8 protein-coding genes and 1 pseudogene are annotated in these 11335 nt (G+C 71.3%); 5 read left to right on the plus strand and 4 right to left on the minus strand.

Annotated features, from left to right (window positions below; translation table 11 throughout):
• Window positions 1-19 precede the first annotated feature (19 nt).
• Both BX283_RS24645 and BX283_RS24650 read left to right on the plus strand, forming a co-directional pair.
• The gene (locus tag BX283_RS24645; RefSeq protein WP_143676451.1) at window positions 20-1075 is read left to right on the plus strand and encodes a hypothetical protein; all 1056 of its coding nucleotides are present in this window, start codon (window positions 20-22) and stop codon (window positions 1073-1075) included.
• A gap of 165 nt (window positions 1076-1240) precedes the next feature.
• On the plus strand, window positions 1241-2377 hold the full coding sequence (locus BX283_RS24650; protein ID WP_101392554.1) for an esterase family protein: 1137 nt from the start codon (window positions 1241-1243) through the stop codon (window positions 2375-2377).
• Here the strand turns inward: BX283_RS24650 and BX283_RS24655 are convergent.
• Window positions 2341-3429 carry an NlpC/P60 family protein gene (locus BX283_RS24655; protein ID WP_101389672.1) on the minus strand — a complete coding sequence of 363 codons (1089 nt, stop codon included), beginning with the start codon at window positions 3427-3429 and terminating at the stop codon, window positions 2341-2343. The genes BX283_RS24650 and BX283_RS24655 overlap by 37 nt on opposite strands.
• Window positions 3430-3753: 324 nt before the next feature.
• Between BX283_RS24655 and BX283_RS24660 the strand changes: the two genes are divergently transcribed.
• On the plus strand, window positions 3754-4107 hold the full coding sequence (locus tag BX283_RS24660) for a hypothetical protein (protein WP_101389673.1): 354 nt from the start codon (window positions 3754-3756) through the stop codon (window positions 4105-4107).
• A 25-nt stretch (window positions 4108-4132) separates the two neighbouring features.
• Here the strand turns inward: BX283_RS24660 and BX283_RS24665 are convergent, their stop codons facing one another.
• Complete coding sequence (locus BX283_RS24665; protein ID WP_101389674.1) at window positions 4133-5269, minus strand: NlpC/P60 family protein; 1137 nt, start codon at window positions 5267-5269, stop codon at window positions 4133-4135.
• 219 nt (window positions 5270-5488) lie between these two features.
• Here BX283_RS24665 and pcrA point away from each other — a divergent pair, with 219 nt between their 5' ends.
• Window positions 5489-7954, plus strand: coding sequence for a DNA helicase PcrA (gene pcrA / locus BX283_RS24670; RefSeq protein ID WP_101389675.1), 2466 nt, complete (start codon window positions 5489-5491; stop codon window positions 7952-7954).
• 69 nt (window positions 7955-8023) lie between these two features.
• On the opposite strand, the gene BX283_RS24675 is transcribed toward pcrA, so the two are convergent.
• Window positions 8024-9421 (minus strand): M23 family metallopeptidase, encoded by a 1398-nt coding sequence (locus tag BX283_RS24675; RefSeq protein WP_101389676.1) that lies wholly within the window; start codon window positions 9419-9421, stop codon window positions 8024-8026.
• Window positions 9422-9706: 285 nt separating this feature from the next.
• Window positions 9707-10482 (minus strand): annotated as a pseudogene (locus tag BX283_RS24680) (esterase/lipase family protein).
• A 427-nt stretch (window positions 10483-10909) separates the two neighbouring features.
• Here BX283_RS24680 and BX283_RS24685 point away from each other — a divergent pair.
• Complete coding sequence (locus BX283_RS24685; RefSeq protein WP_101389677.1) at window positions 10910-11323, plus strand: cobalamin B12-binding domain-containing protein; 414 nt, start codon at window positions 10910-10912, stop codon at window positions 11321-11323.
• Window positions 11324-11335 lie beyond the last annotated feature (12 nt).

Genomic DNA, 11335 nt, shown 5'->3' on the forward strand with positions numbered 1-11335 from the left:
ACGCCACGGAGCCGTGACAGTGACGAACTCGCAAGCGCCGTCGGTACGGAGCGGGTCCCGACGCCCTCCGGCGCGGGTCCTCGCGGCTGTCGCGGCCGTCGTGGTGCTCGCCGCAGGGGTGGGGGCCTGGCTGGCCGTGCGGTCCGACGGCGACGCGCGGCCCTCGTGCGCCACCGTCGGCGAGGACCCCCGCATCCAGAAGGATCTGGCTCCCGGCGACACGAAGGACATGAACTGCCGGGAGCTGGCGGCCGCGTTGAAGAAGGCGGCGGCCTCGGACGGCTCCGGCCGCCACACCCTCGCGCAGGCCGGGGTGATGCGTGACCTCGTCAACGCGCTGGACGACGACTTCCGGGACCGCGCCGGGGCGGACATCGCGGCGCCCTTGCGGGAGACGGTCGCGGAGCTGCTGGCCGACTACTCGACGGACACGCACACCATGCTCGTGCGCTACTCCGATTCGACGGCCTATCTCCATCACGCGGGACGAAACGGCGGCCCGTGGCGCGACGAGAAGGGGGTCGTCCGCATGCCGGTGGACAACCAGTCGCTCATCCTGGTCATGCGGGCGGTCTGCGACGACCCCGCCGCGTACGCGACGCTCCGCAAGGCCGAGACCGGGCGCTCGGCGGAGGATCTGGCCCGTATCACCAGGACGTCGGCCGGGGAGTCGGTGACCGTCCCGGTCGGCGCCGCCGCCACCGCGCTGGGGCTGCTCGACGCCATGGCGGACGAGACCCTCGCCTCCCTCTCGAAGAGCGAGGCGGCCCGGTGGAAGGCGGACGTGATGACGGGCTTGTCGGACGGGAGCGGTGAGGTGCCGGCGTTCTCCGCCGATCCGGCGGGGCACATCGCCCGCACCTGGGAGCGTGGCACCGCCGGCCGCGGCTACCCGGCCCTGCTCGGGCAGACCCGGGACATGGTCGCCGTCCTGGCCCGGGCGCGTGGCCGTACGGACGAGTCCCTCGCGGAGCCCCTGCGGGAGGCCACGGCCTCCAGCGGCAGGGTCGGGCGGGGCTGGCTGGACGACGCGCTGATCAACATAGGTTCCCGGCCCAAGGGTCCCCGCACCTAGACCCCCGGCGGACCAGTCGGCGACGGCCTGGCGCTGCGGCGCCGCCGACTTCTGGCTCAGCGGCGTCGTGCAGGGCCCGGTGGCCGCGGAAGCAAGCACCAGGAAAGTAAAGGCCTAGCAAAGCGGGGCAACTCCAGTCGGCGCAACCGGCTCTTCCCCGGCGTGATGAGCCTGACCGGTACCCCCTTCCTGCTGACCGCCGTCGTCGTGGCGGTGGCGGCCCTGCTGCTGCCCCTGTTCCTGTGGAGCAGGATCGGCGGGCCGGCCGTGGTGCGCGGGGCCTCCCGGCTGCTCATGCTGCTGTTCGCGCAGTTCACCGCCATCCTCGTCGTCTTCGTGATGGTCAACAACGCCAACGGGCTCTACGACACCTGGGACGACCTGCTGGGCACCGGCAACCACGTCAACGCCGCCCCCGACCTCGGCCCGGACGGCACCGGCGGCAAGAAGGCCGCCTCCGCGCCCAAGGTCAAGCAGACCTTCAAGGAGTACAAGGGCAAGGTCGGCAACGGCGTCATGAAGACCACCCTCAAGGGCGCGATCTCCGGCGTCGAGGGCGACGTGGCGGTCTGGCTGCCGCCGCAGTACAACGACCCCGCGTACAAGGACAAGACGTTCCCCGTGGTCGAGCTGCTGCCCGGCTACCCGGGTTCCATAGGCGCCTGGTTCGGCTCGCTGCACACCCAGCGCCAGCTCACGCCGATGATGCAGCGCGGCGAGGTCGCGCCGTTCATCCTCGTCTCGCCGCGCACCACGCTCCTGGACGGCCGCGACACCGGCTGCGCCAACGTGCCGGGCACCGTCAACGCCGACACCTGGATCAGCGTGGACGTACGCAAGATGGTCACCGACAACTTCCGGGCCGCCACCGGGCCCGAGGGCTGGGCCGTCGCCGGATACTCGGCGGGCGGCCACTGCGCCGCCAAGCTCGCCATAGCGCACCCCGACCGCTACCGCGCCGGCGTCGACCTCTCCGGCTACAACGACCCGGCCGCCGAGGGCGCCTCGATCACCGCGCACGACCCGAAGCTGCGCCGCGAGTCCAACCCGCTGTGGATCCTCAAGAACGCCAAGACCCCGCCGCACACCTCGCTGTTCGTCTCCGGCGACCAGGGCGACGGCTACAACGACGGCCTGGCGCTGAAGAAGGCCGCCAAGGCGCCGACCACCGTCCACGTCGTGCGGCTGAACGGCGGTGGCCACCGCAGCAGCGTCTGGGAGCACCAGGTGCCCGACGTCTTCCGCTGGCTCACCAAGGAGCTCGGTCAGGCGGGCCGGGTCGCGCCCGCGAACGGCATCTGATCGATCGGCGCGATCCGCACCGGCGCCCCCGGGTGTGGCGCGTGGATCATCTGGCCGCCGCCGATGTAGAGCCCGACGTGGCTGATCCCCGAGTAGAAGAAGACCAGATCGCCGGGGGCGAGCGCGGAACGGGCCACCCGGGGGCCGGAGTTGATCTGTGTGTACGTGGTCCGGGGCAGCGCGACGCCCGCCGCGCCCCAGGCCGCCTGGGTCAGCCCCGAGCAGTCGAACGAGGACGGCCCGGTCGCGCCCCACACGTACGGCTTGCCGAGCGCGGTGTACGCGTACGCCACGGCGGCCGCCGCCCGGCCGCTGGGGGCCGGGAGCAGCCCGGCGGGGGCCGCGGGCGCACCGGGCCCGCCGGGGCCGGAGGAGCGGCTGGCGCGGCCCGGAGCGCTCGCGTCGGCCCGGTCGCCGTCCTCGCCGTCGTACGCCGCACGCTGCTCAGCGGTCAGCTGCGCCAGCAGCGCCTGCGCCGAGTCGATCTTCGACCTGATGGTCTCCTTCTGGCGCCTGAGCTCGGCCTGCCTCTCGCGCAGCTCGCCGAGCCTGCCGTCGGCCGCGGTGTGCAGCCGCTTCAGCTCGGCGAGCTGCTTGCGGACCCCGGCCACGGTGTTCGCCGTCCGGTCCCCGGCCCGCTCCTGGAAGGCCGCGTCGTCCAGGTACCGCTGCGGGTCGGACGACAGCATCAGCTGGAGCGCGGGGGCGACCCCGCCGGTGCGGTACTGGGCGGTGGCGATCGAGCCGAGCGCGTTGCGCGCGCTGTTCAGCCGGTCGGTCTTGCGCGCGGCCTCGTCCTGGAGCGAGGCGACGGACTTCTGGGCGTCGTCCGCCTTCTCCTTGGTGCCGTTGTACGCCTCGGTGGCGACCTCCGCGTCGTGGTAGAGCGCGTCCACCTTGGCCTTGACCTGGGCCGGGGTCAGGCGGGGCTCGGCGTGGCCGGAGCCCTCGAAGGCGGTGGCGGTGGCGGCTCCGGCCAGTGCGAGGGTCGCCGCGGTGCGGGCGGCGGGGCCGGTGAGCGGGTGCTGCCTGGGCTTTCGGTGTGCAGCCACTAGGGCCTTCACGTCCTTCCGTGCACATCCGGCGACGGACCGCACAGGGGGGACGGCCCGCCGCCGGATCTTTCGGCTTGGCGACCGATGACCGCCCTTGAGGGGGCGGCGATGGGGAGTCGGTCACCTGGGGGAGGACGCTAAACCTGGGTGACACGGGGGAGTGAAGCAAAGCAGTGAAGTGTTCTGTTCCGGCGCTCAAGTGACCGTATGCGACCGGTCGGCCGTCGAGCGGGCCCGCTTCCCGATGCCGGTGTGACCGAAGAGCCGGACGAGAGCACCTGCCCGCCGGGCCGTGATACGGGGTGGCTAGGCTCCCGGATCATGGACGTACTCATCAATGTCTTCGTCGCCCTGCACATCATCGGCATCGCCTCGCTGCTCGGAGGCTTTCTGACCCAGATGAAGGCGATGGGTGCCGGGACCGCGCGGTTCGTGCCCGCGATGCTGCACGGCGCGCTGACGATGCTGGTCACGGGCGTCGCCCTGGTCGGCCTCAACCAGGCCGACGACCACTCCGTGAACACCGCCAAGATCGGTCTGAAGCTGGCGGTCCTGGTGGTGATCCTTGGCCTCGTCTATGTGAAGCGGGACGACGAGAAGGTGGAGAAGGCGCTGTTCGGCGCGGTCGGCGGCCTCACCGTGGCGAACATCTTCATCGCGACGCTGTGGACGTGAGGCAGGCTCTGAGGCGCGCCGACGGCTACGCGGGGCGCACGCTCCCGTAGATCGGCATGTAGTAGATCGACTCCTCGCGCACATACGCACCCGGCTTCGGCGCGTGGATCATCATCCCGTTGCCGATGTACATGCCGACGTGGCTGATGTCGTCGTAGAAGAAGACCAGGTCACCGGGGCGCAGCTCGGACGTGGCGACCCGGGTGCCGACCTTCACCTGGTCCCAGGTGGTGCGCGGCAGATCGACCCCGGCGGCCTTCCAGGCGGCCTGGGTGAGGCCGGAGCAGTCGTACGAGGACGGCCCGGTCGCGCCCCACACATACGGCTTGCCGATCTGCTCGCGGGCGAACGCGAGCGCCTTGGCGGCCTTGGTGGAGGCGGACGGGGTGCCGGTGCCGGTACCCGGCGTCGTCGGAGGCTTCTTCGCGGCCTCCGCCGCCTTGGCCGCCTCGGCGGCCTTGCGGGCCGCCTCCTGCCGCGCGGCCAGCTCCGCCGCCTTCTTCCGGGCCTCCTCCTGCTTCTTCTCCTCCAGCGCCGCGAGGCGCGCCTTCTCCTGCGCGGTGAGCGTGCCGAGCAGCGTGCGCGCGGCCGCCAGCTTCGTCTGTACGTCCTGCTTGCCCGCCCGCAGCGCCTCCTGCGAGGCGGTCAGCCGCTCCAGACCCCGGGTCGCCTCCGCGCGCTTCTTCGCGATGCCCGCCCGCTCGGTCTCGAAGTCCCGCAGCGCCTGCTCCTCGCGGCCGGTCAGCTGCTTCATCAGGTGGTTGCGGTCGAAGAACGCCTGCGGGTCGTCCGCGAGCATCAGGGTCACGGTCGAGGCCATGCCGCCGGTGCGGTACTGCTCGGCGGCGTAGTTGCCGAGGGCCCGGCGGGTGTTGTTCAGCCGGGCGGTGCCCCGGGCGACCTCGTCGAGCAGCCCGTCGACCTTCTCGCGCTGGTCGTCGGTGGCCTCCTTGGCCCGGTTGTACGACTCGGTGGCCGTGCCCGCCTGCCGGTAGAGGTCGTCCACCTTGCGCTGGACCTCCTCGACCGTCGGCTTCGGCCTGCCCGGCGCCGCGCCCGCGCTCTGGGCCAGCAGGCTCACCGAGGCGAGCGCGGCCGTGGTGATGCCTACGGCGGGAGCGGCCGTACGAATGCGGGTGCGCGGCTTGCGGTGCGTGGGCAAGGCCGACACCTCCTTCCGGATCGTTCCGGACGGGGGCGGTCCCCGGACGGGTGCGTTCCCCGGTTGAGGCGGCACGCTAGCCAACTCGCGCGGCCGCTGGGAAGGTTGATGTCCGACAGGCCCGATACGTTCCCGTGACCTTTACGCTCCGTAGTCGTTGGGTCGTCTCTCCGGAGGCGGCAGCGCGCTGTCAGAGCGGGGTCCTAGACTCGGGAGACGATGAGCAGCCTCTTTGACGACAGCTTCCTGGCGGACCTCCAGCCCTCCGAGGAGGAGCACCCGCCGCCGCCCGAGGACGGCCCGGTCCGGGAGGAGGTGCCGGACGACCTGTTCCAGGGCCGTTTCGACGCACTCCCGAGCCGCGACGCGTACTACCGGGACGGCGCCCCGCGCCCGGTGGTCGACCCGGCGACCCTGCTGGAGGGGCTGAACGAGAACCAGCGCGCGGCCGTGGTCCACGCCGGTTCCCCGCTGCTCATCGTGGCCGGCGCGGGCTCCGGCAAGACCCGCGTGCTCACGCACCGCATCGCCCATCTGCTGGCCACCCGCGGCGTCCACCCCGGCCAGATCCTCGCGATCACCTTCACCAACAAGGCCGCGGGCGAGATGAAGGAGCGCGTCGAGCAGCTGGTCGGCCCGCGCGCGCACGCGATGTGGGTGATGACCTTCCACAGCGCCTGTGTGCGGATCCTGCGCCGCGAGTCCAAGAAGCTCGGCTTCACCTCGTCGTTCTCGATCTACGACGCGGCCGACTCCAAGCGCCTGATGGCACTGGTCTGCCGCGACCTCGACCTCGATCCCAAGAAGTTCCCGCCGAAGTCCTTCAGCGCCAAGATCTCGAACCTGAAGAACGAGCTGATCGACGAGGAGACCTTCGCCGGCCAGGCCGTCGACGGCTTCGAGAAGACCCTGGCGCAGGCGTACGCGATGTACCAGGCGCGGCTGCGCGAGGCCAACGCGCTGGACTTCGACGACATCATCATGACGACGGTCCATCTGCTCCAGGCGTTCCCGGACGTCGCCGAGCACTACCGCCGCCGCTTCCGCCATGTGATGGTCGACGAGTACCAGGACACCAACCACGCCCAGTACACGCTGGTACGGGAGCTGGTCGGCCCGGCCGGGCAGGACGAAGCGCCGGGCGAGCTGTGCGTGGTCGGTGACGCCGACCAGTCGATCTACGCCTTCCGGGGCGCCACGATCCGCAACATCCTCCAGTTCGAGGAGGACTATCCGGACGCGACGACGATCATGCTGGAGCAGAACTACCGCTCCACGCAGACCATCCTCTCCGCCGCCAACGCGGTCATCGAGCGCAACGAGAGCCGCCGCCCCAAGAACCTGTGGACGGACGCGGGCGCGGGCGCGCGGATCACCGGTTACGTGGCCGACACCGAGCACGACGAGGCGCAGTTCGTCGCCGACGAGATCGACCGGCTCACCGACGCGGGCGACGCCAAGGCGGGCGACGTCGCGATCTTCTACCGGACCAACGCCCAGTCCCGTGTCTTCGAAGAGATCTTCATCCGGGTCGGCCTGCCGTACAAGGTCGTCGGCGGCGTGCGCTTCTACGAGCGCAAGGAAGTCCGAGACGTCCTCGCCTATCTGCGCGTCCTCGCCAACCCGGAGGACGCGGTCCCGCTGCGCCGGATCCTCAACGTCCCCAAGCGCGGCATCGGCGACCGCGCCGAGGCGATGATCGACGCGCTGTCGCTGCGCGAGAAGATCACCTTCCCGCAGGCGCTGCGCCGCGTCGACGAGGCGTACGGAATGGCGGCCCGCTCGGCCAACGCCGTCAAGCGCTTCAACCAGCTCATGGACGATCTGCGCACCATCGTCGACTCGGGCGCGGGCCCCGCCGTCGTCCTGGAGGCGGTCCTGGAGCAGACCGGCTATCTGGCCGAGCTCCAGGCCTCCACCGACCCGCAGGACGAGACCCGGATCGAGAACCTCCAGGAACTCGCCGCCGTGGCCCTGGAGTTCGAGCAGGCGCGCGGCGAGGCGGAGGGCGCCGACACCGCCGCCACCCCCACCCTCGCCGAGTTCCTGGAGCAGGTGGCGCTGGTCGCCGACTCCGACCAGATCCCGGACGAGGACGAGGAGGGCTCCGGCGTCATCACCCTGATGACCCTCCACACCGCCAAGGGCCTGGAGTTCCCGGTGGTGTTCCTGACCGGCATGGAGGACGGCGTCTTCCCGCACATGCGCGCGCTCGGCCAGGTCAAGGAGCTGGAGGAGGAGCGCCGCCTGGCGTACGTGGGCATCACGCGCGCCCGCGAGCGGCTGTATCTGACGCGCTCCTCGATGCGCAGCGCCTGGGGCCAGCCCTCGTACAACCCGCCGTCCCGGTTCCTGGAGGAGATCCCGGCCCAGCACCTGGACTGGAAGCGGACCGGCCCGATGGCCGCCCCGGCCGGTCCGGTCTCGGGCAAGGGCCTGGGCGGGGGCGCGGGGCTGTCCTCCTCGCGGGCGCGCTCGGGACCCTCGGGCTTCGCGACCCGGCGCACCAGCGACAAGCCGGTGATCGCGCTGACCATCGGGGACCGCGTCACCCACGACCAGTTCGGTCTGGGCACGGTGGTGTCGGTGACCGGCTCTGGCTCGGACGCGCAGGCCACGATCGACTTCGGCGACGAGCGCCCCAAGAAGCTGCTGCTGCGGTACGCGCCGGTGGAGAAGCTGTAGCGGCCGAGGGACCGTGCCGGCCGGGAGGCCGCAAATCGTTTCTCTCCCGGCGCCGTGATGGGGCTCGGCCTAGGTCGGGTCGAGCCCGTGCCCGCGCAGCCACGGCAGCGGGTCTATCGGCGACCCGCCGCCGGGACGCACCTCGAAGTGCAGATGCGGACCGGTGGAGTTGCCCGAGTTGCCCGAGTACGCGATGACGTCACCGGCCTTGACCGGCCCCGACCGCAGCTTGGTGCTGGAGAGGTGGCAGTACCAGGTCTCGGTGCCGTCGGCGGCGGTCACTATGGCCATGTTGCCGTAGGCGCTGTTCCACTGCGTACGGATGGTGCCGTCCATCGCCGACATCACCGGAGTGCCGTACGAGACCGGGAAGTCGATGCCGGTGTGCACCGACATCCAGTTGACGCCCGCCTGGCCGAAGTACGCGCTCAGGCCCCGCTGCGCGACCGGCAGCAGGAACTTGGGGCGCGCGGCCTCCTTGCGCGCGGCCGCCTCGGCCTTGCGCTGCTTCTCCGCGGCCTGGCGGGCCTTGAGGTCGAGACGTTCCTGCGTACGGCTGGCGCGGTCGGCGAAGTTGCCCGCCTCCGCGCTGAGGTTGGCGAGCTGGGTGTCCAGCTTGCTGTTGGCGGCGACGGGCTTGACCGAGGACGGGTCGGAGGCGGTGACCGCCGTGGCGTCGTCCTTGGCCTCGCCGCCGAGCCCGCTGACGGACGCGGCCGCCACCCCGGCGACCCCCATCACGCACACGGACGGCACCGCGACGGTGAGCAGCGCGGACCGCTTGGCCGGACTGCGCCGACGGCTGCGGCTGCCTCCGGCGGGACGGCGGGGGGTGACGGGAGCGGCGGCGGCCAGGGGTTCGGCCGCGGGCCGGTCCTCCGACTCCCCTTCGGGGAGCGGCGTTTCGGGCTCGTCGGACTCCAGGTCGAGCGCCGGGAACTGGGCGGTGCTCTCCGCCGGGACCTCGACGTGCTCGTGCTCGTTCGCGTTCTCGTACGCCGGCTCGTAGCTCTGCTGCTGCTCGTACGCCTCGACGCCGACGTTCCAGGCGGCCGTGTTGTACGTCCCCGTCTCGTCGTAGGCACCCGCCGCGTACCCCGCGCCGGGCACGGTCCACTGCCCGGTCGTGTCGTAGGCGGCGCCGTACGCGGACGCGGTGGTCTCGAACTGCCCGGTCTGCTGCGCCTGGTTCCAGGCGCTGGCGTCCCACTGCCCGGTGACATCGGGCCCGGCCGACTGGGTCGGGATGGTCCACTGCCCGGTGGTGTCGTACGAGGTCTGCTGATGCTGGTACTGCTGCGCACCGTAGGCGTTCCACTGGCCCGTGTCGTACGTACCGGTGTGATCCGTGTCGTAACCGCCGGGCAGAGCACCGAAGAGCGGGTCGGTGTTGAGGGCGCCGGTGGCGTCCGCCGTGGAATAGCCGTCGTATCCGGCGTATCCGGCGTGGGCGTGCTGGTCAGTCACCAACTTCTCTCTCGCCTCGGCAACAGGACCTGGGTCCGGGGGCCCTGGGGAGGGGCTCCCGTGGGGGAAGCAGTGGCGTGACTGTACCCGGCGGTACGCGACAGCGACAATCTTCCGCAGGTTTTATTGGATGAGGAAACGGGCAATCAGCGTCTTTCGGCGGACTGCGGGCAGAGGCTTGGTCTTTCGTTCGAGAATTGTTCGAGAAAATGGGCGCTGAGCGGCCGATTCGGAGCCTCAGGCATCGGTAGATGCCGGTAGGTGGTGCCGGTAGGTGTCGGCTGCTCAGGCGACCGAGAACGCGCCGCGCGCGTCGGTCCCCTCCTGCTCCTGCGCCTTCTCCACGGTCAGCGCCTGACGTATGCCGGTCGCGACGGCCGGGTGGACGGGCAGCGCCAGGTGCCCGATCCCCGACACCCGTACGTTCTGAACGGTCAGATCGGGGTGGTCGATACGGGCCGTCTCCACCGGGACCATCAGCGTGTCGAGGTCGCTCCAGAAGCTCACGAACCGCGTCCGGCAGCCGGGGGCGGGCCGGTGCAGCTCCTCGACGACGTCGGAGCCGGGGCACATCTGGCGGACGATCGGGTGCGCGCTGATGAGCTGCGCCGAGCGGGTGCCCGCGTGCGGGGTGCCGAGCGTGACGAGCGTACGGACGCGGGCGTCGCCGCCCAGGCACTGGACGTAGTAGCGGGCGATCAGACCGCCGAGGCTGTGCCCGACGATGTCCACCTCGGCGTGTCCGGTGCGCGCGCAGATCTCCTCTACATGGCGGCCCAGCAACTCGGCGGCGGCGCGGATGTCGCAGGTCAGCGGCGAGTAGTTGAGCGATTCGAGATGGCGCCAGCCGTGCCGGGACAGCGTGCGGCGCAGCAGGACGAAGACCGACCGGTTGTCGATGAAGCCGTGCAGCAGCACGACGGGCGGCCGGGCGCGCCCGGCCGTGGGCAGCTGCGGTGGCCCTTCGGGGCGGGGTCCCTGCGCTCGGCCGCCATGCCCGAGGGGTAGAGGACGAGATGCCCGGCGAGGACGGCGAGCTCGAGCGCGGTGGCGCGCAGCATCGCGGCGGATACCCAGGCGCGGCGCAGACACAGCGGCAGGAGCGGAAAGAACTGCACGGACGACCTCCCGAACGGCGCGCCGGAAGGACGACTCTGTCCCCCGTGTGCCCTCATGGGGCGCCCCCGCGAAAACGCGCTCGTCCGGAACGCCGTGGGCCGGACCTCCGTGCTGTGCGGCTGACGGCACGGTGGTCCGGCGCCTCACGGTGGTCCGGCGCCTTCAGAGCGGCTCCCCTTGCGGCCGACCCCGCTGGTCCGGCCGACGGGCGGCGGACAATCGGGTACGGCGACGCAAAACGAACATGTCCCACCGTGTGATTTCCCCCTCCCCGGACACCGCGAAACTGCGGCGTGCGCGATGCTGTAGATAACGTTCGTTCACTTCAGTTCGTCCACTTCAGTTTGTTCACCTCGTGTGGAGGCAGTGATGGGTGTTACCGGTCCGATCCGCGTGGTGGTGGCCAAGCCGGGGCTCGACGGGCACGACCGGGGCGCCAAGGTCATCGCCCGGGCGCTGCGCGACGCGGGCATGGAGGTCATCTACACGGGCCTGCACCAGACGCCCGAGCAGATCGTCGACACGGCCATCCAGGAGGACGCCGACGCGATCGGCCTCTCCATCCTGTCCGGCGCCCACAACACGCTCTTCGCCAAGGTCCTGGAACTCCTGAAGGACCGCGACGCGGAGGACATCAAGGTCTTCGGCGGCGGCATCATCCCCGAGGCGGACATCCCCCCGCTGAAGTCCCTCGGCGTGGCCGAAATCTTCACGCCCGGGGCGACGACGACGTCGATCGTGGAGTGGGTCAACGCGAATGTGAGGGAGGGGGCGGGGGCGTAGGTTTTTGCCCGG

Origin of the sequence: Streptomyces sp. TLI_146, from assembly GCF_002846415.1 — a bacterium.
Lineage (GTDB): Bacteria > Actinomycetota > Actinomycetes > Streptomycetales > Streptomycetaceae > Streptomyces.

Excerpts from the sequence above, each read along its gene's own strand:
- BX283_RS24650 (WP_101392554.1), top strand. The coding sequence starts at position 1,241 with ATGAGCCTGACCGGTACCCCCTTCCTGCTGACCGCCGTCGTCGTGGCG.
- BX283_RS24660 (WP_101389673.1), top strand. The coding sequence starts at position 3,754 with ATGGACGTACTCATCAATGTCTTCGTCGCCCTGCACATCATCGGCATC.
- pcrA (WP_101389675.1), top strand. The coding sequence starts at position 5,489 with ATGAGCAGCCTCTTTGACGACAGCTTCCTGGCGGACCTCCAGCCCTCC.
- BX283_RS24685 (WP_101389677.1), top strand. The coding sequence starts at position 10,910 with ATGGGTGTTACCGGTCCGATCCGCGTGGTGGTGGCCAAGCCGGGGCTC.